This window comes from Bradyrhizobium sp. 613_E4_N2_2 (assembly GCF_052075995.1).
Lineage (GTDB): Bacteria > Pseudomonadota > Alphaproteobacteria > Rhizobiales > Xanthobacteraceae > Bradyrhizobium > Bradyrhizobium barranii.
In genome coordinates this window covers 1307986-1330210 of the sequence record NZ_CP197234.1, presented here as the reverse complement: position 1 = coordinate 1330210, position 22225 = coordinate 1307986, and the positions used below count along the sequence as shown (strand labels likewise).

At 64.1% G+C, this 22225-nt stretch carries 22 protein-coding genes; 7 read left to right on the top strand and 15 right to left on the bottom strand.

Annotation, left to right across the window (positions count from 1 at the left end; translation table 11 throughout):
- Positions 1-121: 121 nt before the first annotated feature.
- Positions 122-766 carry a TetR/AcrR family transcriptional regulator gene (locus AB7290_RS06225; RefSeq protein ID WP_085401827.1) on the bottom strand — a complete coding sequence of 215 codons (645 nt, stop codon included), beginning with the start codon at positions 764-766 and terminating at the stop codon, positions 122-124.
- 106 nt (positions 767-872) lie between these two features.
- On the opposite strand from AB7290_RS06225, the gene AB7290_RS06220 reads away from it, so the two are divergent.
- Entirely contained in the window at positions 873-1517 is a 645-nt protein-coding gene (locus AB7290_RS06220) for a glutathione binding-like protein (protein WP_085401826.1), read from the top strand.
- Between the two features lie 73 nt (positions 1518-1590).
- Here the strand turns inward: AB7290_RS06220 and AB7290_RS06215 are convergent, their stop codons facing one another.
- The 3 genes from AB7290_RS06215 to AB7290_RS06205 form a co-directional block, all read right to left on the bottom strand.
- The gene (locus AB7290_RS06215) at positions 1591-2358 is read right to left on the bottom strand and encodes a substrate-binding periplasmic protein (RefSeq protein ID WP_085401825.1); all 768 of its coding nucleotides are present in this window, start codon (positions 2356-2358) and stop codon (positions 1591-1593) included.
- Between the two features lie 36 nt (positions 2359-2394).
- The gene (locus AB7290_RS06210) at positions 2395-2736 is read right to left on the bottom strand and encodes a c-type cytochrome (RefSeq protein ID WP_135214749.1); all 342 of its coding nucleotides are present in this window, start codon (positions 2734-2736) and stop codon (positions 2395-2397) included.
- 89 nt (positions 2737-2825) lie between these two features.
- The gene (locus tag AB7290_RS06205; RefSeq protein WP_063981075.1) at positions 2826-4544 is read right to left on the bottom strand and encodes a pyrroloquinoline quinone-dependent dehydrogenase; all 1719 of its coding nucleotides are present in this window, start codon (positions 4542-4544) and stop codon (positions 2826-2828) included.
- Positions 4545-5148: 604 nt separating this feature from the next.
- On the opposite strand from AB7290_RS06205, the gene AB7290_RS06200 reads away from it, so the two are divergent.
- Together AB7290_RS06200 and AB7290_RS06195 are read left to right on the top strand one after the other, a co-directional pair.
- Positions 5149-6561: a DUF4403 family protein gene (locus AB7290_RS06200; protein WP_354078624.1), complete on the top strand. Its 1413-nt coding sequence runs from the start codon at positions 5149-5151 to the stop codon at positions 6559-6561.
- A 23-nt stretch (positions 6562-6584) separates the two neighbouring features.
- Complete coding sequence (locus tag AB7290_RS06195) at positions 6585-7754, top strand: alpha/beta fold hydrolase (RefSeq protein ID WP_245344107.1); 1170 nt, start codon at positions 6585-6587, stop codon at positions 7752-7754.
- A 27-nt stretch (positions 7755-7781) separates the two neighbouring features.
- Here the strand turns inward: AB7290_RS06195 and AB7290_RS06190 are convergent, their stop codons facing one another.
- The 6 genes from AB7290_RS06190 to AB7290_RS06165 form a co-directional block, all read right to left on the bottom strand.
- Entirely contained in the window at positions 7782-9431 is a 1650-nt protein-coding gene (locus AB7290_RS06190; RefSeq protein WP_354078622.1) for a hydantoinase B/oxoprolinase family protein, read from the bottom strand.
- A gap of 2 nt (positions 9432-9433) precedes the next feature.
- Positions 9434-11518 (bottom strand): hydantoinase/oxoprolinase family protein, encoded by a 2085-nt coding sequence (locus tag AB7290_RS06185; RefSeq protein WP_085401845.1) that lies wholly within the window; start codon positions 11516-11518, stop codon positions 9434-9436.
- Positions 11519-11651: 133 nt separating this feature from the next.
- Positions 11652-12473: an NAD-dependent protein deacetylase gene (locus AB7290_RS06180; protein WP_085401821.1), complete on the bottom strand. Its 822-nt coding sequence runs from the start codon at positions 12471-12473 to the stop codon at positions 11652-11654.
- A 185-nt stretch (positions 12474-12658) separates the two neighbouring features.
- Positions 12659-13030 (bottom strand): signal transduction histidine kinase, encoded by a 372-nt coding sequence (locus AB7290_RS06175; protein WP_187387922.1) that lies wholly within the window; start codon positions 13028-13030, stop codon positions 12659-12661.
- 68 nt (positions 13031-13098) lie between these two features.
- Complete coding sequence (locus tag AB7290_RS06170; RefSeq protein WP_063981068.1) at positions 13099-13503, bottom strand: hypothetical protein; 405 nt, start codon at positions 13501-13503, stop codon at positions 13099-13101.
- Between the two features lie 10 nt (positions 13504-13513).
- Positions 13514-13744 carry a hypothetical protein gene (locus AB7290_RS06165; protein WP_084794963.1) on the bottom strand — a complete coding sequence of 77 codons (231 nt, stop codon included), beginning with the start codon at positions 13742-13744 and terminating at the stop codon, positions 13514-13516.
- Positions 13745-14169: 425 nt separating this feature from the next.
- Here AB7290_RS06165 and AB7290_RS06160 point away from each other — a divergent pair, with 425 nt between their 5' ends.
- Positions 14170-14430 carry a DUF1488 domain-containing protein gene (locus AB7290_RS06160; RefSeq protein WP_085401819.1) on the top strand — a complete coding sequence of 87 codons (261 nt, stop codon included), beginning with the start codon at positions 14170-14172 and terminating at the stop codon, positions 14428-14430.
- Between the two features lie 52 nt (positions 14431-14482).
- Here the strand turns inward: AB7290_RS06160 and AB7290_RS06155 are convergent, their stop codons facing one another.
- Together AB7290_RS06155 and AB7290_RS06150 are read right to left on the bottom strand one after the other, a co-directional pair.
- A complete protein-coding gene (locus AB7290_RS06155) occupies positions 14483-15319 on the bottom strand; it encodes an SDR family oxidoreductase (RefSeq protein ID WP_085401818.1) in 837 nt (278 codons plus the stop codon).
- A gap of 72 nt (positions 15320-15391) precedes the next feature.
- Positions 15392-16711 carry a solute carrier family 23 protein gene (locus AB7290_RS06150; protein ID WP_085401817.1) on the bottom strand — a complete coding sequence of 440 codons (1320 nt, stop codon included), beginning with the start codon at positions 16709-16711 and terminating at the stop codon, positions 15392-15394.
- A gap of 163 nt (positions 16712-16874) precedes the next feature.
- Here AB7290_RS06150 and AB7290_RS06145 point away from each other — a divergent pair, with 163 nt between their 5' ends.
- Entirely contained in the window at positions 16875-18209 is a 1335-nt protein-coding gene (locus AB7290_RS06145; protein WP_085401816.1) for a dicarboxylate/amino acid:cation symporter, read from the top strand.
- A gap of 150 nt (positions 18210-18359) precedes the next feature.
- Here the strand turns inward: AB7290_RS06145 and AB7290_RS06140 are convergent, their stop codons facing one another.
- The gene (locus tag AB7290_RS06140) at positions 18360-19955 is read right to left on the bottom strand and encodes an ABC-F family ATP-binding cassette domain-containing protein (RefSeq protein ID WP_354115626.1); all 1596 of its coding nucleotides are present in this window, start codon (positions 19953-19955) and stop codon (positions 18360-18362) included.
- Positions 19956-19978: 23 nt separating this feature from the next.
- Here AB7290_RS06140 and AB7290_RS06135 point away from each other — a divergent pair, with 23 nt between their 5' ends.
- Together AB7290_RS06135 and AB7290_RS06130 are read left to right on the top strand one after the other, a co-directional pair.
- Positions 19979-20146: a hypothetical protein gene (locus AB7290_RS06135; protein WP_161495845.1), complete on the top strand. Its 168-nt coding sequence runs from the start codon at positions 19979-19981 to the stop codon at positions 20144-20146.
- A gap of 39 nt (positions 20147-20185) precedes the next feature.
- Positions 20186-21031: a tetratricopeptide repeat protein gene (locus AB7290_RS06130; protein WP_085401814.1), complete on the top strand. Its 846-nt coding sequence runs from the start codon at positions 20186-20188 to the stop codon at positions 21029-21031.
- On the opposite strand, the gene AB7290_RS06125 is transcribed toward AB7290_RS06130, so the two are convergent.
- Both AB7290_RS06125 and AB7290_RS06120 read right to left on the bottom strand, forming a co-directional pair.
- Positions 21021-21740: a hypothetical protein gene (locus AB7290_RS06125; protein ID WP_063981063.1), complete on the bottom strand. Its 720-nt coding sequence runs from the start codon at positions 21738-21740 to the stop codon at positions 21021-21023. The genes AB7290_RS06130 and AB7290_RS06125 overlap by 11 nt on opposite strands.
- Positions 21741-21875: 135 nt before the next feature.
- Positions 21876-22223, bottom strand: coding sequence for a RidA family protein (locus tag AB7290_RS06120; protein WP_085401813.1), 348 nt, complete (start codon positions 22221-22223; stop codon positions 21876-21878).
- Positions 22224-22225 lie beyond the last annotated feature (2 nt).

Sequence of the window (22225 nt, the reverse complement as noted above, 5' to 3'; positions counted from 1 at the left end):
GACCCATACCGCGTGATTTATCGTTGCGGATGGTCGCAGTACCGAACGACCAGTCGTCGCCAAACGCCTCCCTGGGGTTACGGGTCCCGGGCTCGCGCTACGCGCGCCCCGGGGCGACGGCCTAACTTTTGGCCCCCACCATCACGTCAATCGCGCCCTTCACGATCGCCTCGAGCTCCTTGCGCGACACGCGGGCGCGGGAGCGGATGGCGATCGAATGCACGGTTGCGGAGGCGAGTTGCGCCAGCACGACCGGGTCGGCGCTCTCCGGCAGTTCGCCCTTCTCCTTGGCGCGGCGGAAGCAACTAGCAAAGGCCTTGTCGAGCTCGGTCAGCCCATCCAGCACCATGGCACGGATCTCGGGATCGCCGACGGCTTCGGACGCCGCGGTCACCACCGTGAAGCAGCCGCGCGGACCGGTCTCGCCGGAGAGATAGATGTTCAGCGCGGACGCGAAGATGCGCTCGAGCCGCTGGCGCACCGGCATCTCCTGGCGAAAGATCTCCACCATCGAGGCGCGCGCGTCCTCGCGGTAGCGCTGGTAGCTCTTGATGTAGAGCTCGCGCTTGTCGCCGAAGGCGCCGTAGAGGCTCGGCCGGTTCATGCCGGTCGCTTCGCTGAGATCGTCCAGCGATGTCGCCGCAAAACCCTGCCGGCGGAACAGGTCGAGCGCCTTGCCGAGCGCGACGTCGGGCTCGTAGGCGCGCGGACGGCCACGCCGCTTCGGTTCATTGGCAGCAGCTGGCGGCTTCGATTTTTGTACCATTTCGCAAATTAATCCTTGACCGCTGCGATATTATACAAGATGGTACAAAAATCAATCTGGCCAGGTTGAGCGACACCCAAAGAGGAATTGCCCAAGGAGGCCCAAGATGGATCTTTATTTCTCGCCGCTCGCCTGTTCGATGGCGACCCGCGTCGCGCTGTATGAAGCCGGCGCCGAAGCGAATTATCTCGAAGTCGATCCGCCGACCAAGACAGTGCTGAACGACGGCACCGACTTCCGCACAATCAACCCGATCGGGCTCGTGCCGACGCTGCGCACCGACGAGGGCGTGGTGCTGACCGAGAACGCCGCGATCCTGCAATATGTCGCGGATCGGTTCCCGCAATCCGGCCTCGGTGCGGCCCAGGGCATCGATCGCACCCGGCTGCATCAATGGCTCTGCTTCATCGGCACCGAGCTGCACAAGGGCCTGTTCATCCCCCTGCTCGACCGCAAGGCGCCGCAGGAAACCAAGGCCTATGCGCTGGAGAAGAACCTGTCGCGGCTCGACTATCTCGACAACTACCTGAAGGGGCGCGACTTCCTGCTCGACCATTTCAGCGTGGCCGACGCCTATCTCGTCACGGTCATCAACTGGACCATGGCGACCCCGCCGGTCGAGCTCGCCAAATGGCCGAACGTGAAGGCGTATCACGACCGCCTGCGCCAGCGGCCGTCGGTCGCGAAGGCGATCGCCGAAGAGTTCGAGCTGTACAAGGCCGAGCAGGCGCGGAAGAAGGCGGCGGCTTAAGGCCAAAGCGATATCTTCGCAAAGCGACGTCGTCCTGGCCAAACCGGGACGGCGTCGTTCTTTCGGCAATCGGCTACCTCGGCGCTTGCAGCACGATCCCATAGCGACCGTAGATCCGATCGATCGTGCCGTCGTTGCGCAGCCGTTCCAGCGCTCCGTCGATCGCCTCGCGCAACGCATCATCCGGGCGGACCATGCCGACGGCGACATTCCAGTTGAGGTCGGCCACGCCCTCGTCGCGATCCAGGATCCGGAGTGCCTTGTCGGGATGCGTCAGATTGAAATAGCCCGCCGCGGTGGGCGTGACCGCAGCCGCATCGATCTCCTTGTTTGATACGGCGTCGAGGCTGTCGGTCTCGAAGCCGAAGATCGATATGGGCACGTGCCGTTGACCGATGATCATGGCGGCGACAGAGCCGACCTGCACGCCCACCTTGGTATGCTCGCTAAGGCTCTTGAACGATGTGAGGGAGCTGGATGACGGCACCGCGAGCGCGACGCCCGTGCGATAGTACGGTTTCGAGATCCTCAAGCGGGTCTCGCCTTGCGCTTCGCGATCGGCGATGACATCCAGGAGAACGTCACAATTGGCGCTGCGCATTTGATACTGCGTGATGATCCAGTCGAGCCGCAGCGAGACACCGAGCTCGCGTGCCAGCACCTGTCCCAACTCGACCTGAAAGCCGGGCGGATCGCCGCCCTTGCGCGCGAAAGGAAGCGAGTTGGGATGCGCGCATAGTCCGAGCGCGCCACTCGCGCGGATCGCCTCCAGGGTTCGCGCCTGCGCCGGTCCGGACAGCCCGATGGCGGCACCGACGATAATCAGGACAATTGCCTTCATGCCGCGTCTCATCTGGATGGATCAGGTCCCGGCGGGTCAGCCCTCGCGCGGCTTCAAGGCGCGGATATATTTGACGATCTGGTCGATCTGCGCGTCACTGAAGCTCTCGCCGAATGCCGGCATCGCACCTTGCTTGCCGATCTTGATACGGTTGTGCAGAAATTCGTCGTCTCGTTGCGAATTCATCAGTTGCGGTCCCCTGCCAGCAGCCCGGCCGCCGTCGGAGTGGCAAAAGCCGCAGGTGCCTGCGAACAACTGCTCGACGTCCAGTGACCCGTTGTCCGGCGCCGGCGTGGCAGATTGAGCTCGAGCCACCACAACGCACAGCAACGAAGCGCCCAGCACCGCCGGAAGCGACTTCAAATGCAGTTTCAACACGTCCGCTCCATTCCTGAATCACGCCCGGCCGCTGCAATCGACCGAGGAGCGGGTTTGCACCCGCTCCTCGGCAGATCGTTTGAGACAGACTATTTCAAGCTGAAGACGACGAGGGCGCCGTCGTCACGCGGCATGCTCTTGTAGACGCCGCCGAAGTTTGGCGCATATTCGTCCGCCAGCATGCCGCCGAAGCCGGCCGCCACGGCGATATATTGCTTGCCGCCGACGGAGTAGCTGACGATACCGCCCTGGTGGCCGGTGCCGTTGTTGTGCTTCCACAACTCGGCCCCGGTTTCGGCATCGTAGGCGTGAAGGATGCCACGGGAGTCGGGTACGAACACAAGATTACCCCCGGTCGACAAAACGCTCCCAAGCGGCGGCTCGGGAAAGCGAACCTCCCATTTTTTCGCGCCCGTTATCGGGTCGCGCGCGTCGAGATGTCCGTAGATCTCGCCGCTCGGAGGCGGCACCATCTTGAAGTCGGCGCCGATGTTGAGCTGGACCTGGGGCGCGGTGACCGGCGTCGTCTTCTGAATATCCAGCGTCATGCACCATTCCTGGCCGATCTTGTAATAAAGACCGGTCTTCGGGTTGTACGAGCCGGCATTCCAGCTGATGCCGCCGCCAATGAAGGGACACAGCGGTACTTCAGTGACTTTCCCGACAGGGAAATCGCGACGGCCGATCAGCGCGCCGGTCTTGGGATCGATATCCTTGACGAAGTTGATGTTCTCAACCAGCCGCCAGACGTTCTTCACGCCAAGATTACGGTCGTAGACGAAGACGAAGCCGCCCTTGTTCGGATGAACCACGTATTTCTGGCCATCGCGCTCAAGCATCACGAACTCGCCGACGGCGCTGTCGAAGTCCCAGGCGTCGTGAGGCAGTTCCTGATGGTAGGATTTCAGCTTTCCGGTATCGATATCGAGAGCGATGACCGAACTCGTATAGAGATTGTCGCCGGGACGCGCACCTTGCGTCTTGTAATCAGCGCCCGACCAATCGTAGAGCGGCGCCGGGTTCGCGGTGCCCCACAGGACGGAGTTGGTCTCGGAGTCGTAGGTGCCCGGCATCCAGCCGCCGCCACCGCCCGTGCGCCAGGAATCGTTGCCCCAGGTCTTCATGGCCTCGTCGGTGCCCGCGACCGTCAGGAACTCCCACTTCTTCTTGCCGGTGGTGGCATCGACAGCGAAGATCGGGCCACGGCCCGGCCATTCACCCCCCTGCGAGCCGATGATGACGCTTCCCTTCGCGTAAAGCGGCGCGCCAGTGAAGCCGACCGTGAGCTTCTGCGAGTCGATCAGCCTGGTTTCCCAGAGCACCTTTCCCGACTTCGCATCGAGCCCGAACAGACGACCATCCATCGTACCGACGAAGACCTTGCCTTCACCAAGGGCTACACCGCGGTTGTAGGGCGAGTGGGTCTGTCGGCTGATGAGCGCCTCATCGAGTTCCGGAAAGAACGACCAGATGACCTCGCCGGTCGCGCCGTTCAGCGCAAAGACCCGGCTGTACGAACCCGAATAATAGAGCACGCCGTCGGCCACGAGCGGCATTGACTGCAGGCCGCGCGTCGATCGTCCGGGAATGTGCGTCCAGGCTACGCCCAGATTGCCGATGTTGCTCGCATTGATCTGCGCGAGCGGGCTGTAGTGATGGGATTTGTATGAACCATGATAGGTGAGCCAATCGTTCTGACCGGCGTTCTCGATCCGGGCAGTATCCACGGATTGGGCCAACGCCGCCGACGCCGCAAGTGTCGCGCCGACAACAAGAGGTAGACCAGAATTACACCAACGCTTCTTCATCCGTTCCTCCCGCTTTTGTGTTTTGTTGAACTCGCGTCTCGCAGACGCTGCGAGGGATGTTTGCAGCTCGCTAAGTGTCGGTTCTTCTCCATCGCATATGAGCTGCCAACAGCTCTCGATCTCTCTCGGCGGACATCGCCAAAAGGAGCTACGTTTCCTGGGCTGGTTGCTGTTGCACTCCTGCTCGCTCTCACAGAGTACGCCGGATGAGGGAGGGCGCAAAGATGGAATGCGCGAGCGGCGCGAATTTAACGCGCAGCACGAATTTGAAACGTCAGCTGCGCTGACCGTTTCGTCTTGGCCGCAGATCTCGGACTCAAAAATCGCAGCGCCCACGGAGAAGCTTCATCGCGTGATCATTTGGACGGGGGCGGCGTCAATCTCTTTTGAGCAATTCAAGAACGGCCATCATAACGGAGCGATATACAAAGCCTTGCTCAAAGCGCGACGCCGCGCCATACAAGTGCCGCGATACGCGACCATTGAATACAAGCAATAGTTGATCAACTGACCGCCCTCTCCTTCCGCGATTTTGCTCTGAAGACCGAACGGCACCGCTGCCGGCGGCCTGGGCGCGAAGCAGGGCCAAGCTGGAATAAAAAGAATGCCCGTTTCCTTGCGAATTGTTCGTTCGACGAAACGTGCCGGGCTTGTTGCGCTCGCCCTCACCGCACTCGCGCAAGCCGCGCACGCCGCCGACAAGCCGCCGCTCGCTCCCGATCCGCCGGCGCCGCTCGCCACGACCTCGCGGGTGTCCGCAACCATCGAGTTCGGTCTGCCGGCGCTCGCCAAGGCGATCGAGCAGGATATCCCCAAGCGGCTTGCCACCATCGACGAGCGCGTCAACTGCGTGCACCGCCGCGTACTGATGTTCCGTGTCAACGCCAATTGCGACGTGTTTGGCTTCGCCAATCGCACCAGCGGCGTCTCGCTCTATGGCCGCGGCGACCGCGTCTATGGTGCAGTCTCGATCTACGGCGCGGCCGAAGGCCAGGGCGCCAACCGCTTCACCGCGCGCATCCGCGGCCAGACCGAAGCGCGCGCGACGATCGAGGCCGAGGCACGGCCCGCGCTGCGCAAGGACTGGTCGCTCGACCTGAATTTCAGCGACTCCTTCCACTGGAGCGAAGCACCTTATTTGCACGTGCTCGGCCGCGAGTTCGATCTTGCGCCCTACGTCGAGCCGCGCATCCGTACGCAGCTCGCGCGCGTGCGATCACGTGCGCTGGCCGCGGCAAGGAAACTCAATCTGCGGGACAAGGCGGCCGCTGCCTGGACGCATGCGTTCGAGCCGATGAAGCTCACCGACGAGCCGCCGGTCTGGCTGCAAGTGACGCCGCAAGCTGCCGCATTTGCCGGCGTGCGGGCCAACGACAAGGTGTTGTCCGGCTCGCTCGAACTCTCCGGCAGCGCCGTGACGTCGATTGGGCAGCAGGGTGCGAGCGTCACCCCGACATCGCTGCCGCCGCTTGGCAACGACGTGACCGCGCCGGGAACGTTCGACGTCATCCTTCCGGTCCGGCTCGGCTATGACGCGATCAAGGACAAGATCAGCCAGGCGATCGCCGCGCTGCCGGCGCAAGACAGCGCGTTGCGCGAGGTTCAGGTCTATCCGTCGGCGGGCAAGCTTGTGATCGGCCTGCGTCTTGCGAAGACGTCGGACAGCGACCCCAATGCAGGCCAATGGAGCTATCTCTCCGGCGCACTGAAGGTGGACGATACCAGCAAGAGCGTCGCGCTCGCCGATCTCGATCTCGCCGCGCAGGACGGAGAGGCAAACCCTGGCTTGCAGTCGATCGTCGCGCAATTGAAGCAGGCCGTGAACATTGACTATGGCGTCTCCTACCAGAACCTGCTGATGGCGGCGAACCAGCGGCTGACGCGTCCGCTCAAGGACGGCTTCCGTATGGAAGGCAAGCTCTCCTCGGTGCAGTTCGACAAGGCCTTGCTGCTTGCCGACGGGATCACACTCGCGCTGCGCGCGAGCGGCGAGCTGAAAATCCTGTACGGGATGTGATCGTGCGCTGGAGCGGATCGCAAATGCTTGTCGCCGCCCGCGCTCTGATGGCCGTACTCGTCATGTTCGCCGCCGGCATCGTGACTGCCCACGCGCAATCGGCATTTTACGACGCGCCGGCATCGCTCGCTGATGGCCCGCCCGGCAGCCTGGTGCGACAGGAGCCGATGGATGGCGCGCCGCTCGGCGCCTCGAGCTACCGCGTGCTCTACCGATCGACCGGATTGAAGGGTGAACCCATTCTCGTCTCGGGCGTCGTCATCGTGCCGCAAGGACCGCCGCCACCGGGCGGCCGCTCGATCGTCGCCTGGGCGCATCCGACGTCAGGCATTGTGCCGCGCTGCGCGCCGTCGCTCGCGATCTTCCTGTTCCAGCAGATCCAGGGACTGCGCTCGATGGTGGCGCGTGGCTACATCGTCGCGGCAACCGACTATCCCGGGCTCGGCACGCCGGGTCCGCATCCTTATCTCGTCGGCGAGAGCGAGGGCCGCGCCGTGCTCGACATCGTGCGCGTCGCGCGCGATCTGCCGGGCGCCGGCGGGACTAAGGATTTTACCTTGTGGGGACACTCGCAGGGCGGACAGGCTGTGCTGTTTGCCGGGCAGCTGGCGCCGACCTATGCGCCCGATCTCCATCTGCTCGGCGTTGCCGCTGCGGCGCCCGCGACGGATCTCGCCACGCTGATGAGCGACGACATCAACTCCGTCGGTGGCAAGAACATCACGGCGATGACGCTATGGTCGTGGCATCGCGTCTACGGCGCCGCGCTCGACGGCGTCCTCGATCCGCGCGCGCTGCCGGTGATCGACCGGCTGGCACGCGAATGCATCGAAGGTCCCTTCGATATCTTCATCCGGCAGCGGACCGAGCGGCCGCTCCAGGAATATTTTCTGACCGTGCCGGATCCGACCAAGCGCGAGCCCTGGCGCTCGCTGCTGGAGAAGAACAGCGCCGGCACGTTGGCCGCCGGCATGCCAGTGTTCCTCGCTCAAGGGACTGTCGACCAGATCATCCGGCCCGCGGTGACGCGCGCCTATATGAGCCGGCTGTGCAAGGCGGGCAGCCCCGTGAAAATGGTCACCCTTCCCAACATCGGACACGGCCGCGCCGCACAGGCGAGCACGATGGCCGCTGTGAACTGGATGACCGACCGCTTTGCCGGGAAGCCGGCGCCGAACGACTGCGGCGGGTAATCGCCGCAGTCGTTGCCGGAGCGTTAGCTACCCATAAACGGCAACAGCGTTGTCAGCCGACACGAGACCGCTCTCAACGTCATCCTTGATCGCTGCACGATCGCGCTCCTTGGGGTCACCGATACCGGCGCCGCCCGGCGTCATCACCACCAGCCGGTCATCCGGTGGAATGGTCTGAAAGCCCTTGCCACGCATCTTCTGGCCGGACTTCAATCCGACATAGCCGGCCTCGCCGTTCTTGCCGCCGTCGCGACCGCGCGGCGGATGGTCGATGCGGTCGAATGCAGCGAGGATGTCGAAGGGCGCATCGATGCCGCTGCCGACCTCGATGATCTGGCCGAGACCGCCGCGGGTGCGCCCGGCGCCGCCGGAATCCGGGCGAAGCTCCTTGCGCCAGAAGATCAGCGGCGTTTGCGTCTCAGCGATCTCGACCGGCGTGCCGCGCACGCCGCTGGGATAGGCGGTCGCGGACAGCCCGTCCTTCGCAAAGCGCGCGCCGGTACCGCCATTCGAAGTTACCGCCATCGAGAACCCGTAATTGCCGCCGGCACCCGAGCGGGTCTGGCCGCGCACGTTGAGATTCCACAGGCAGGAGGTGCCTTCCGCCGGTACGCGCTCCGGAATGATCTGGCGCAGGCAACCGAACACGACATCGGGCAGCATCTGCCCGACGATGTGACGCGAAGCGACCGGCGCCGGCTTCGGCGCGTTGAGGATTGCACCAGGGGGAGCCGACACCGTCAGCGGCGAGAGCGAGCCGGCATTGTTCGGGATCTGCGAGGCGACGACGCAGCCGAGGCCGAACACGGTGTAGGCCGTGGTGTAGGACAGCGGCACATTGATGCCGAACTTCGAGGCGGCCGAGGTGCCGTCGAAATCGACATGGATGCCCGTCTCGGAGATCGTCAGCGTCGCCGCGAGCGTCACCGGCGCATCGTAGCCGTCGACGACCATGGTGTTGCGCCAGCTGCCCTTCGGCAGTTTTGCGATCTCGGCCAGCACGGCCTCGCGCGAGCGGTCGCAGATGTAGTCGCCGAGCTCATCGAGCGTGTCGATCTCGAACTCGGTCATCATCTCGACCAGGCGTTCGCAGCCGACGTCGTTGCAGCCGGCCAGCGAATAGGTGTCACCCTCGGTGTCGATCGGCAGCCGCGTGTTGGTGCGGATCATCGCCATCAGCGTCTCGTTGACGACGCCCTGGTCGATCAGTTTGAGCATGGGGATGTAGAGCCCCTCCATGAACACGTCGGTGGCGTCAGGGCCAAACCCGATGCCGCCGATGTCCATGAGGTGGCTGGTGCAGGAGAACAGCGCGACCGGCTTGCCGTCCTTGAAGCAGGGCGTGGTGACGACGAAGTCGTTGAGATGACCTGTGCCCATCCAGGGATCGTTGGTGATGTAGGCGTCGCCTTCCTTCATCGTCTCGATCGGGAAATGCGCAATGAAGTGCTTGACCGATTCCGCCATCGAGTTGACATGGCCGGGCGTGCCGGTCACCGCCTGCGCCAGCATCCGTCCCCGGAGGTCGAACACGCCGGCGGAAAGGTCGCCGCATTCGCGCACGATCGGGCTGAAGGCGGTGCGGAGCAGCACCTGCGCCTGCTCCTCGACCACGGCGATCAGCCGGTGCCACATGATTTGAAGGTCGATCAGGCTCGCGCCATTTGCCTTGCTCATGATCAGGCCGCCTTTCGTTCCATGACGATGCTGCCGGCACCGTCGATATGGGCGTCAAAACTGTTGGAGACGAAGGTGGACGTCTCGTCCTCGGCGATCACGGCGGGACCCGCAATGGTCGCGCCCGGTGCCATGTCCTCGCGGCGATAGAGCGGGATCTCGATCACTTCCCCCGCGCGTCCGTCGAAGAATTTGCGGCTGCCCGAGGCCTTGCCGGCGGGCTTGCGCGCAACGGAAGCGACGACAGAGGGATTGTGCGCATCGGTGGTCGCGAGCACCGACCAGCTCAGAACCTCGATCGCGGCGCCCGGGATCGGCCGCTCGAACATCGCCGAATAGTCGGCCTCGAACTTCTGGCGCAGGCCGGCGAGATCGGCCGATGTCAGCCGCCGGTTCGGCAGCTCGACCGAGATCTCGTGGCCCTGGCCGACATAGCGCATGAAGGCTGCACGGCGCTCGCGCACCGGCGCACCGGCCGCGCCCGGCTCCACCAGCGCGCGCGCTTCAGTCACCATCTCCTGGAGCAGCTCCGAGACCCCCTCCGTGTCGAAATCATCGAGGCGGACATGGCGGCTGCGCACCAGCTCATAGGCAATGGGAGTAGCCAGGAAGCCGACGGCCGAGCCGACGCCGGCATTCGAGGGCACGATGACCCGCGAGACGCCGATCTTCTCGGCGACGCGCGCCGCATGCAGCGGCGCGGCACCACCGAAGGCGATCAGCGTGTGCTGGCCGACAATCTCGCCGCGCTCGACCGCGTGCACGCGCGCCGCACTCGCCATGTTCTCGCAGACGACCTCGTGCACGGCATAGGCCGCGGTTTCCGCCGACAGCCCCAGCGGCTCACCGACGGCGCGCAACAGCGCCTCCTTTGAAAGTTCCGGGTTGAGCTTGATCGTGCCGCCCGCAAAGGCATCAGGATCGATCATACCGAGGGCTACGTCCGCGTCCGTCACGGCCGGACGCTGGCCGCCGCGGCCGTAGCAGGCAGGCCCCGGCTCCGACGAGGCGCTCTCGGGGCCGACAGTGACACGCTTCATCGCATCGACATGCGCGATCGAGCCGCCGCCGGCGCCGATCTCGACCATCTCGATCACGGGGATGCGCACCGGCAGGCCGGAGCCCTTCAGGAAGCGCGCCGCGCGATCGACCTCGAACACGCGCGAGGTCTCGGGCTGGTATTTTTCGATCAGGCAGATTTTTGCGGTCGTGCCGCCCATGTCGAAGGACAGCACCTTGCTCTCGCCGAGCCGCGCTGCGATCTGCGCCGCGAAGATCGCGCCCCCGGCAGGACCGGATTCGACGAGCCGCACCGGAAAGCGCCGCGCCGTCTCGATCGAGGTGACGCCGCCGCCGGAGGTGACGAGATAGATCGCGCCGCGGAACTGCTCAACCTGCAAGGCATCCGCCATGCGAGCGAGATAGCCGTCGATCAGGGGTTGCACATAGGCGTTGGCGACCGCGGTGGAGGTGCGCTCGTATTCGCGGATCTCCGGACACACCGCAGAGGACACGGTCACGGAGATGCCGGGCATCTCCTCGCCGAGGATCGCGGCCGTGCGGCGCTCGTGCTCGGGATTGGCGTAGGAGTGCAGGAAGGCGATCGCGACGCTCTCGACGTTCAGCGCGCGCAATTTTGGCGCGAGTGCACGTACTGCCGCCTCGTCCAGCGGGAGGCGAACGGCGCCGTGTGCGTCGATCCGCTCCGGCACGGTGAAGCGGAGCGACCGCGGCGCCAATGGCCTCGGCTTGTCGATGCTGAGATCGTACTGGTCATAGCGGCTCTCGGTGCCGATATCGAGCACGTCGCGAAAGCCGTCGGTCGCAATCAGCGCGGTCTTGGCGCCGCGGCGCTCGATGATCGCATTGGTCGCGAGCGTCGTGCCGTGAATGAAGACGTCGATGTCGCTCATATGCGCACGCGCGTCAGTGAGAATGAGACGCATGCCATCCAGCACCGCCTGCTCCGGCCGCTGCGGCGTCGTCAGCACCTTGCGCGTCTTGCGATCCTGCCCCACGTCCAGCACGATGTCGGTGAACGTGCCACCGATATCAACGGCAAGCCGCACCTCGGCTCCCTCAAGCATTCCAAATTCTCCGTGCTGATCGACAAACTGCGCGAAAACCGCAGCAATTTTCATACCAGCGACAACGCCCGGGGTGAAGCGTCCGAGCCGCTTTGCGTGGCACCTATGCGGTAGAAGGGTGCGGCCCACGCGCTCAGAGCAGGAATGCAAGCGCCGCCTCGCAGCGCTCCTCGACCTTGAGCGTGAGGAGATCGTCGGCGCGGGTGCGTCCGAGATTGACCGCGGCGATCGGGATCTGCCGGTTCGCGGCAGACTGCACGAAGCGGAATCCGGAATAGACCATCAGCGAGGAGCCGACGATCAGCATGGCGTCGGCCTGCGCCAGATGATCCTGCGCGGTGGCAACCACGTCGCGCGGAACGTTCTCGCCGAAGAACACGACGTCGGGCTTGAGGATGCCGCCGCAGGCTTCGCAGGCGGGCACCTCGAACGACGAGAAATCCGCATGCTCGAGATCGGCGTCACCATCAGGCGCATCGGCGGCGTCGAGCGTCAGCCATTCCGCATTGGCACGGCCGAGCCTGTCCTGGAATTCGTTGCGCGGGGTCTTCGCCCCGCAGCCCATGCAGCGGACCAGATCGAGCCGGCCATGCAAATCGATCACCTGCCGGTGGCCGGCGGACTGATGCAGCCGGTCGACGTTCTGGGTCAGCAGCATCTCGCAGCGCCCGCTCGCCTCGAGCCGGGCAAGCGCATGATGCGCATCGTTCGGCCTCGCCCGGCCGAACCGCCGCCAGCCGATCAGGCTGCGCGCCCAATAGCGCTGGCGCGTAGGCTCTTCCGACATGAAGGCCTGGAAATTGACCGGCTGGGTCCGCTTCCAATTGCCATGGCTGTCGCGATAATCGGGAATGCCCGAATTGGTGCTGCAGCCGGCGCCGGTCAGCACGAACAGACGTTCGTGCCGGCCGACGAAATCTTCGAGCGAACGGTTTGCCTGCGGAGGGTTTGCCATGGCGCAGATGTAGTTCACGCCGTGTCGTTTTGCCAGATCACTCCCGCGCCAGCAGCTCGAAGCCGGCGATCAGTTTTTGGCCTGCGTCAGCCCGAGCAGGTCGGCCAGAGCCTCCACGCCTCCCATCTTCATGACGGGGCACATTGGCAAACCAGTGACCGCTACCGGGCGGCGTTCCAATCGGATCAGGCGCGCCGGTGAAATGCCGGCGGCAACGGCTCACGCACCAGTTCGCTGAGATTCAAGGTCTCCCCGCTTTCCGCGATGTCCGAGAACAACACCTCGACAAACGGATGCTGACGGTTGAACGCGGTGCCCCGCTGGTATTTGGCGCTCACGATGCGCTCAAGCGCGGCAAAGTTCCGTTTCCCAAGCGCGCTGTATTGCTTCCGGAACAAACTCTGACGTCCGCCACTGTGCTCGATCGATTCGGCCCAAACGTCCATCACCTTGCGACTGACGAACGCCTCGACTTCTCTCGTGCCTTCCTGGGCAAGAAGCCGCAGACCGTCCATGGCATGCGGCTGTTCATCGATACGGAATTTTGTCAGTGCCATCTGGATCCTCCTGTTGTTTGCGTCCATATGCTTCGCGAACCGCGCCTCTCGCTCAGCCCCTGAACATGTCAGATCTTGGCGGGATCGGCGTCGTGCCTATGCTTGTGAAGAAACCGGGCAATCTGCCCACGGAGCGCCGCCGTATCCAGCAATGTCCCAACCGATCCGGCGGTATCGAAGATCTCCCGCTGGAGCGTCGTCGGCAATGAATTCCATTGCATGATGACGGCCGCACCGAGACAGCGCAAAACGCGCTCTTCCTCCGCCGCGAGGGCTGCGCCGCGCAGTCGCTCCGTCCCCCCGGCATTGACTGCATCCACGTATTGGTCCGCGAGCATCTGCTCGTTGTCCGCGCGCGATGTGTGGCTATCCTGCAGTTGTTCGAATTTGCGCGTATCGGCTTTGCCGGGCGAATTCCTCGCCAGTTCGCCATACGCGGCCGCTTTTGCACGATACTGCAGAAATTTAAACATGCGGGCTCCTTCAACAGCGATCCTTCGCCGCCGAGAAATACGTGAGGATTTCAGCGGCATTTCCGAGAATCGCTGCCCGGCGCATTGCCACCGTGCGCTTGTCTCCCGACGGCATCTTGCGGGCAAGGTCGAGGGCGTTGATCGCCCTGGCGCTCAACTCGCAAGCCAAAGAGGCCGGGATCGATTCTGACGAGCTGCTTGCTTGAGCCGATGGCGAAGGCACGCCAAGACCGGCTACCATTGTATGAGCATCGCTGCGGCGATCAACACCACGAAGAAAACCGGTAGCAAGACCGGAGGTACGAGCCACTCGCGAAGGCTGAATCTAGGGGAATCCGACATACTGACCGCCTGTTGGTTCTGGCGGGAGCGCAATGCTCTCAGTCACCGATGACAGCCGAGGGGCGCGCGGTGATAAACTGTATGTAGTGATCCCTTCGCCGAATAGCGAGGCTTATCAAGAAACTATTTGTCGCGATCGGCATTGAATCGGATTGCTGCCCTGTTGCCAAATCTTCATTTGAGAGAGGCGCAACCGGCGCGTCTTCGTCTGGACGGAACGTCCGTGTTCCTGACGTACGCGGGCCGAGCGTCGGCCACCCGGCGAGCCCCGACTCAAACGGCGAAAGGCTGGCGCGCGGCACCTGCAACCTGATCGGCCTGACCATGATCGACTTTCCAAATCACAGCCGCTCGTATGACCGGACGCGGCATGCCGTGCGGTTCTGGGGACACGACAGCGCCATCGAGGCCTCGTTCTTCATCGACGAAGACGCATTGAAGCGGATTCAACCGGGTACCCATTCCAGCGAATCGGGATTTCTGATTGCGTTCGATTCCAACCGCGACTTGATATGTGCCGCTGCGGCCAAAAAGTATGTCCGCGGCAGCCGGGGCTCCTACGACCTGCTCGCGGGAGATTTTTGAAGCGGTCGGCACGGGGTGATGAGTTCGTGGCTTCGGTCGTGAATCCACGTTTCTAGCTCGCCCAGTTCTCGCGAAACTCGGGGAACAGCGTCAGGCCTCCGCAGGCGTAAATGGTCTGGCCCGTAATGTAACTGGCGTCATCCGAGGCGAGGAAGGCGAACACAGCGGCGATCTCTTCCGGGGTGCCGACCCGTCCCAGCGGAATGTGGCTGGTGACGACGCCGCGCTTGGCGGGATCACCCGTCCACGCCGCGTTGATCGGCGTATCGATCGCGCCCGGGCCGACCGCATTGACGCGAATCCCGCGGCCGGCGAATTCCAGCGCCAGCGTGCGTGTCAGATTGGCGATGCCGCCCTTGCTGATCGAATAAGCGAGATAGCCCGGCTTCGGGATGATCTGGTGGACGCTGGAGCAGTTGATGATGCTGCCGCCTCCGCCGCGCGCGACGAAATGGGCGAGCGCCTTCTGCGCGCAGAGCACGGCGCCGTTGAGATTGACGTCGATGATGCGGCGGTAGGTGTCGATGTCGAGCGCCTCGCTCGGCGACTCCCGCTGGAAGCCGGCATTGTTGACGAGGCAGTCGAGCCGCTTCCAGCGCGAAAGCACCGTCTCGAACATCGCGGCGACCTCCTGCTCATTGCTGACATCGGCCTTGACGACGACATGATCGAGCTTGCCGTGGCCGCGGTCAGCCGATCCTGTCCTTGCAAGCGCGAGCGTCTCCTCGGCCCTCTCGGGGTGATCGACATAGTTGATGGCGACGGTCGCGCCCTCCTGCGCGAGCCGGATGGCGACGGCGCGGCCGATGCCTTGCGAGGCACCGGTCACCAGCGCGTATTGGTCGACGAGGCGGGAGGAAAACGGGGTCGAGCGATCGGTCTGCGGCATGTGTTCTCTCCGGAATGTCTCATCATCGACGGACGGCGCGTTTTGTTCCATCCTTCCGTGCATCCTTGGGATTCATTCCGCGCGCCGCGCCAGCGGCGAGGTCAGGATCTGATAAAGGATGATGGCGCCAAAAGTCGCCGTGCCGATCCCGCCGATCGTAAACGCGCCGAATTTGAACGTGAGGTCGCCGGCGCCCGCGGTCAGCGCCACGGCGACGGTGATCAGGTTCGCGGGATTGGCGAAGTCGACCTTGTTCTCGACCCAGATCCGTCCGGCCATCGCGGCGATCAATCCAAACAGCACGATCGAGAGGCCGCCGATGACGGGACCGGGAATCGACAGGATCAGTGCGCCGAATTTCGGCGAGAAGCCGAGCAGGATCGAGACCGTGGCCGCGAATGCAAACAACAGTGTCGAATAGACTTTCGTCGCCGCCATGACGCCGATGTTCTCGGCATAGGTGGTGACGCCGGTGCCGCCGCCGCAGGCTGCCACGATGGTCGCGAGGCTGTCGGCGAACAGGGCGCGGCCGAGATAGGCATCGAGGCTCCGGCCCGTCATGGCGCCAACGGCTTTGATGTGACCGAGGTTCTCGGCGACGAGAATGACCGCAACCGGCGCGATCAGAAAGATTGCATCGGCCTGGAAGGTCGGCGTGGTAAAGCTCGGCATGCCCAACCACGGCGCGGCCGCGAGTTGCGCGAAGTCGATCGGCTTGCCGAAGCCAAGGCCGTTCGCGAACAGCAGGTACAACAGATATCCGCCCACCGCGCCGAGGATGATCGGCAGGCGGCGCCACAGGCCTGGAGCGGCAACGGCCACTATGCCAATGATCAGCACCGTCGCGAGCCCGATCCAGGTGTCGAACGCGTTGACGCTCACCGCCTTGACCGCCACGGGCGCGAGATTGAGGCCGATCGCGGCGACCACGGCGCCGGTGACGGCCGGCGGCATCAGGCGCTCGACCCAGCCAACGCCCGACCACATCACGATCAACGCGATCACGCCGTAGAGCACGCCGGCGCCAACGATGCCGCCGAGCGCGACGGAGAGGTTTGGATTCGGCCCCTGCCCGGCATAGCCGGTGGCGGCGATGACGACGGCGATGAACGCGAAGCTCGAACCGAGATAGCTCGGCACGCGCCCGGCGACGATGACGAAGAAGATCAGCGTGCCGATGCCGGAGAACAGGACCGCAACATTGGGATCGAACCCCATCAGCAGCGGCGCGATGATCGTCGAGCCCGACATTGCGACGCAATGCTGAAGACCGGAGACGACGGTCTGGCCCCATGACAGCCGCTCCTCCGGCATGATCACGCCCGAGGCCTTGAATTTCCAGCGCGGAAAATAGCTTTGCGGCTGCTCGTCCGAGCCCATCGTGGTTGTCATATTCCCCCCGTTGCGGTGCAGCGACCGATCTTCGTGCGATCCGACAAAAATGTGATTGTCGCTTCTGCGGCGACCATCACATGATGCGAGTCATGCAAGATTCAAAGCTTGCAAAAGCCAGATCTTGCAGAATCAAAAATCAATGCGTTCCGGGGCACACACTATGACAGAAGTCGCGATCCAGCCAGCCGTCCATCGCCGGCATCAACCCTGGTACAAGATCCTCTACATCCAGGTTCTGATCGCGATCGCGCTCGGGGTGCTCATCGGCTATTTCTATCCCGATCTCGGCAAGGAGCTGAAGCCGCTCGGCGACGGCTTCATCGCGCTGATCAAGATGATGATCGCGCCTGTCATCTTCTGCACCGTGGTGCACGGCATTTCCTCGATGGGCGACCTCAAGCGCGTCGGCCGGGTCGGGCTGAAGTCGCTGATCTATTTCGAGACGGTCTCGACCGTCGCGCTCGCCATCGGCCTGCTGGTCGGCGAGATTCTCCAGCCCGGGCACGGCTTCAACATCGATCCCGCCACGATCGATCCGAAATCGGTGGCGACCTACGTCACCAAGGCCAAGGAAGAGGGCATCGTCGCCCATCTGATGGCGATCATTCCCGACAGCTATGTGGGCGCGATCGCGCGCGGCGACCTGCTTCAGGTGCTGCTGATCTCGATCCTGTCGGGCTTCGCCATCGCCTTCCTCGGCAAGGCCGGCGAGCCGATCGCGGAGGCGATCGACAAGGCCGCGAAAATGTTCTTCGGCATCATCCGCATCATCGTGCGCGTGGCGCCGATCGGCGCGTTCGGCGCGATGGCGTTCACTGTCGGCGCCTACGGCCTCGGCTCGCTGCTCAACCTCGCGGCCCTGATCGGCACGTTCTATCTCACCAGCATCCTGTTCGTGTTGATCGTGCTGGGCTCGATCGCGCGGCTCTCCGGCTTCTCGATCCTGCGCTTCATCGCCTACATCAAGGACGAACTCTTGATCGTGCTCGGCACCTCCTCGTCGGAAACGGTGCTACCGCAGATGATCCAGAAGATGGAGCATCTCGGCGCCTCACGCTCGGTGGTCGGCCTCGTCATTCCGACCGGCTACAGCTTCAACCTCGACGGCACCAACATCTACATGACGCTGGCGACGCTGTTTCTGGCGCAGGCGACCAACACCCATCTGACGATCTGGCAGGAGCTCGGCATTCTCGGCATCGCCATGATCACCTCGAAGGGCGCCTCGGGCGTGACCGGCGCCGGGTTCATCACGCTTGCCGCGACGCTCTCGATCGTTCCCGACATCCCGATCCAGTCGATCGCGATCCTGGTCGGGATCGACAAGTTCATGAGCGAGTGCCGCGCGCTGACCAACCTGATCGGCAACGGTATCGCCTGCGTCGTCATCAGCATCTCCGAAGGCGAGCTCGATCGCGAGGCTCTGCACGAGACCATGGCTCATCCGCTGGAGATGGGCGAGGCGCTGGAACCGGGCGGCAGCGCGGCCTCGTAGGCCGCGCCACGCAGCCGGTAGTCTCCCGGACTGGAGAATTGGCAAGGCACGCGTCACAACAATGGCGTTGGGTTCACCGATTGATAGTCTATCTTTCCACCCGACGCGCTGGGGGCAGGGCGTCGGGTATTTGTTGTCGACCAATGAGCCTTAGAAGGCCGAGCTGGCGACCAGCTCGACCCTGCGCGTGATATCGATCGCCTGCAGGAACGCTTCGTCGTGACTGACCACGAGCAGCGCGCCGTCATAGGCCCTCAAGCCTGCCTCGATGGCTTCGATGGACTCGATGTCGAGATGATTGGTCGGCTCGTCCAGGATGAGCAGGGACGGCGGCGCCGCCCCGCCTAGAACGCAGGCGAGGCCCGCACGAAACAGCTGTCCGCCACTCAGGCTCCCCACGATCTGCGCGGCGGCATCGGCGCGAAACGCGAACCGGGCCAGGGCCGCATGGCACTCGTTCGCGCTCGCTTTCGGATTGAGACGCCCGAAATTGTCCAGGATGGAGATCGCGGGATCGAGCAGGCTGACCTTCTGGTCGAACAGCGCGAAGTCCGGCCTGACCCGCACGGTGCCCGCGAACGGGCGCAACTCGCCTGTGACGAGCTTGAGTAACGTTGTCTTGCCGGAACCATTCGGCCCGACGACCCCGACGCGCTCCGGGCCGACGAGCGTGAGTGAGAGATCGCGCAGGACCGGCTGCTCCGGCTGATAGCCGGCGTTGACGCGATCGAGCCATACCACCTCCCTGCCCGCCGGCAGGCCGGTCGGGGGCAGCTTGACCGACAGCGGCTGGCGAATCTCGACGCGCCGGCGAGCCGTGTCGACGGCCTCGAGCGCCTCCGCACGCCGCCGCTCGGCGATCTGCGTGGTCTTGCCGCCGGAGTCCTCGCTGCGATCCTTGCGCGCGCCGGCCAGGATGCGCGGCATGTCGCCCTTGGCGCGTTTCTTCCTGCCGCCGCTGTCCTTGCGCGCCTTGCGTTCCGCTGCCTCCTGCGCCTTGCCGTCGATCTCGGCGAGATGCTTCTCGGCATGCGCAAGGTCGTGCCTGACGGCAGCGAGCTCGATGGCCTTCTGCTCGCGGTAACTGCTCCAATTGCCGCCGTACCGTCTTGCCCCGAGCGATGTCATCTCGACGATGGCATCCATGGTCTCGAGCAGGTCGCGGTCGTGACTGACGACGATCGCCCCGCCCCGCCAGCCTGCGAGCAGGTCGACCACTGACTTACGTCCATCCCGATCGAGATTGTTGGTGGGCTCATCGAGCAGCAGGAAGTCCGGCTCGGCGAAGACCAGCGCGGCCAGACGGATCCGCGTGATCTGCCCGCCCGACAAACGATCCAGCTCCGTGTCGGTATCAGGATCGAACCCGACACGCGCGAGCGCGGACGCAAGCCGCGCTTCAAGCGTCCAGTCGACGTCGGTGACTTCGTCGGCGAATGCATCGCCCCGCTCGGCACGGCGAAGCAGCTCCAGCGCTGCGCGCGCGCCGAACAGATCGATCACCGCGGCGCCCGCAGGAAGCTGGACGTCCTGGCGGAGCATTCCCACGGTTCCGCTCAGGAGAACGCGTCCCGCTTGGGGAATGTGCTCTCCGGTGATCGCAGCAAGCAGCGTTGTCTTGCCGACGCCGTTGCGGCCGACGAGACCAGCCCGTTCGGCACCAAATGTCAGCTTGAGGTCGGAAAGGAGAGGACGGCCGTCAGGCGTGGACAGCGAGAGGTTCGACAGAATGATCGATGCAGGCATGGAATTCCCCGTGAGCAAGGCGGATGGGCGTTGCGGTCGGGGTGAAATCCATGGATGCGAAACTCCTGATTGATGTCTCGCTGATAATCCCGCCGGGCGCCGAGATCAAGGCGCATTCCGTGCGAAGCGTCCGGGCCAATCAGCAAAGCATCACGAAGCTGTTGATGGACGCTGCATGGGGCATGCGGTAAGGGGCAAAAAACAACGTGTCTCAACCAAGAGGCCATCTCTTGAGCGGCAAGCCGAATAGCCCCCTCGCCCAACTGCTTCAGCAAGCCTTTCTGGCGCTACGTGCAAAGCAGTTCGACATTGCAAGGCAGCTTGCGACCGAAGCCCTGAAATCAAATCGCACCGACCGGAATGCCGTGCTGATCCTCGCCCATGCCCTGCTCGGCCAGGAGCGCGCGGAGGAGGCGATTGCGCCGCTGGAGAAAGCCGCGAAGCGCAATAGCGATCCCGAAATCGAGACGCTGCTCGGCCATGTGCTGTGTGCCGCGCGGCGCAGAAGCGATGGACTGGCGCAACTGCGGCGAACCGCAGCACGCCGTCCGCCCTATCTGCCCGCGTTCCAGGAGCTGGCGGGCCAGCTTGCGAACGCCGGCGAGGTTGGCGAGGCGGTCGGGATGATCGAGCAAGCCCTCGCGCTCGCCCCGGCCAGCGTCGATCTGCAACTCGACCTTGGCCGCATGCATGTCCGGAATAACAATCGCGCCAAAGCGCGTACCGTGCTGACCGCGGCGCGCGCGATCGGGCCGGGACGCACCGATATCCTGACCGAACTTGCCTGGGCCGAGCTTCTCGACGGCGCCTATGCGGAGGCCGCCGACACCTACCGTCACGCGCTCGGGCTTCGCCCGGACGACGCTCTCTCCCGCGCCAATCTCGCGATCTGCCTGATGGAGATGGGCGAACGCGATGGCGGCGAGGCGGCGCTGCGGTCCGTGTATGGCGGACGGCCGCAGATGCTCAGCCGCGCCGCCCTCACACTCGCCGCCTCGTCGCACGGCCGCTTCTTCTTCCGCCCGAGCGCCGCGGCGAAATTCCTGGGAGCCAGGCCCGAGCGGGCTACGCCCTGAATTTCCGCCGGTACAGACCCGGCTCGCGCTTCAGCGCGGCGCGCAGGGCGTGGACCTTCTGCGCTTCATCCTCGGTGAAGGCCGAGGTCTGCCGCGTCCAATCCTCACGCTTGACCGGAATGCATTGCGCGATCGGTGTGCCCTTGGGCAGCACGCCGCGAAAGCCCGTATTGTGCCAATGCGCCGGAAAGTGGATCCAGCTGTCGCGATAGCGATCGCAATCGACGAGGCCGCTCAGCGTGATGAACGGCAGGTCGAAGCGATTGACCGGATGGGTGAAGAACAGCGAATAGCCTTCCGGCGCCTCGATGGTCCAGAGATTGTGAAACTTGATGACGAAGCGATCGGCCTCGAACAGCGGCGAGCCGGTGAGCTGGCCCTGATCGTGAAAGCTGATCGGCGAGCGCGGAAAATCGATCTCACCGCCGGGCGGGATGTCGTTGTCCCAGCTGATCTCGCCATCCTCGACCCTGATATCGCAGATTAGCGGGATCAGGAAACCGCATGTCATCGCGTCGATGAACGGCGGGCAACGCTTGACCGTCTCGTCATCCTGCTGATTGAGGGCACTGAAGGCCGTGGTCGGCATCGCCTTGAGCCAGTCGGGAACGCCGAGATTCGCCGGCACCGGCTGCGGCAGCAGGCCTTCGAGTTCTCCGGGGCAGCGAAATTTGATCGCGAGCTTGTTGTTATTATTCTGCGAGGACATTGGGCATTCCAGCCGAGTCCCCTACTGATAAACGGAAACTGCGGCGCGTCAAAGCGCCGCAGCTAATCCAGACCATTACATCTTCGTCATGTTCGGATCGACGGCTCTCTTCACGGGCCCGTGAGAAGAGCGCAATCAGCCCTTGAGTGCGGTCACCACCACCTCGATCAGAGCACCGCCGCCGAGATCGGCGACACCGACCGTGGCGCGCGTCGGCAGGTTGTCGCCGAAGAACTCGGTCCAGGCCGCGTCCATCTCCTTCTTCTTGGAGAGATCCGTGACGAAGATCGAGGTGCTGACGACGCGCGACTTGTCGGTGCCGGCTTCCTTCAGATAGCCGGCGATCTTGCCGAGGATGTTGCGGGTCTGATCGCCCATCGAGACCGAGGTGTCGTCGGCGATGGTGCCGCCGACGAAGACGAAGCCGTTGGCCTCGACGGCGCGGTGCATGATGGGCGTGCGGATGCTGCGGGTGATGCTCATGA

Bases quoted from the DNA above. Each gene is read 5' to 3' on its own strand.
- AB7290_RS06150 (WP_085401817.1), bottom strand. From the start codon at position 16,711: ATGACAACCACGATGGGCTCGGACGAGCAGCCGCAAAGCTATTTTCCG.
- AB7290_RS06140 (WP_354115626.1), bottom strand. From the start codon at position 19,955: ATGCCTGCATCGATCATTCTGTCGAACCTCTCGCTGTCCACGCCTGAC.
- AB7290_RS06185 (WP_085401845.1), bottom strand. From the start codon at position 11,518: ATGCTTGAGGGAGCCGAGGTGCGGCTTGCCGTTGATATCGGTGGCACG.
- AB7290_RS06220 (WP_085401826.1), top strand. From the start codon at position 873: ATGGATCTTTATTTCTCGCCGCTCGCCTGTTCGATGGCGACCCGCGTC.
- AB7290_RS06195 (WP_245344107.1), top strand. From the start codon at position 6,585: ATGCTTGTCGCCGCCCGCGCTCTGATGGCCGTACTCGTCATGTTCGCC.
- AB7290_RS06190 (WP_354078622.1), bottom strand. From the start codon at position 9,431: ATGAGCAAGGCAAATGGCGCGAGCCTGATCGACCTTCAAATCATGTGG.
- AB7290_RS06175 (WP_187387922.1), bottom strand. From the start codon at position 13,030: ATGGCACTGACAAAATTCCGTATCGATGAACAGCCGCATGCCATGGAC.
- AB7290_RS06225 (WP_085401827.1), bottom strand. From the start codon at position 766: ATGGTACAAAAATCGAAGCCGCCAGCTGCTGCCAATGAACCGAAGCGG.
- AB7290_RS06205 (WP_063981075.1), bottom strand. From the start codon at position 4,544: ATGAAGAAGCGTTGGTGTAATTCTGGTCTACCTCTTGTTGTCGGCGCG.
- AB7290_RS06200 (WP_354078624.1), top strand. From the start codon at position 5,149: ATGCCCGTTTCCTTGCGAATTGTTCGTTCGACGAAACGTGCCGGGCTT.
- AB7290_RS06145 (WP_085401816.1), top strand. From the start codon at position 16,875: ATGACAGAAGTCGCGATCCAGCCAGCCGTCCATCGCCGGCATCAACCC.
- AB7290_RS06125 (WP_063981063.1), bottom strand. From the start codon at position 21,740: ATGTCCTCGCAGAATAATAACAACAAGCTCGCGATCAAATTTCGCTGC.
- AB7290_RS06160 (WP_085401819.1), top strand. From the start codon at position 14,170: ATGATCGACTTTCCAAATCACAGCCGCTCGTATGACCGGACGCGGCAT.
- AB7290_RS06120 (WP_085401813.1), bottom strand. From the start codon at position 22,223: ATGAGCATCACCCGCAGCATCCGCACGCCCATCATGCACCGCGCCGTC.
- AB7290_RS06170 (WP_063981068.1), bottom strand. From the start codon at position 13,503: ATGTTTAAATTTCTGCAGTATCGTGCAAAAGCGGCCGCGTATGGCGAA.
- AB7290_RS06180 (WP_085401821.1), bottom strand. From the start codon at position 12,473: ATGGCAAACCCTCCGCAGGCAAACCGTTCGCTCGAAGATTTCGTCGGC.
- AB7290_RS06155 (WP_085401818.1), bottom strand. From the start codon at position 15,319: ATGCCGCAGACCGATCGCTCGACCCCGTTTTCCTCCCGCCTCGTCGAC.
- AB7290_RS06215 (WP_085401825.1), bottom strand. From the start codon at position 2,358: ATGAAGGCAATTGTCCTGATTATCGTCGGTGCCGCCATCGGGCTGTCC.
- AB7290_RS06135 (WP_161495845.1), top strand. From the start codon at position 19,979: ATGGGCGTTGCGGTCGGGGTGAAATCCATGGATGCGAAACTCCTGATT.
- AB7290_RS06165 (WP_084794963.1), bottom strand. From the start codon at position 13,744: ATGGTAGCCGGTCTTGGCGTGCCTTCGCCATCGGCTCAAGCAAGCAGC.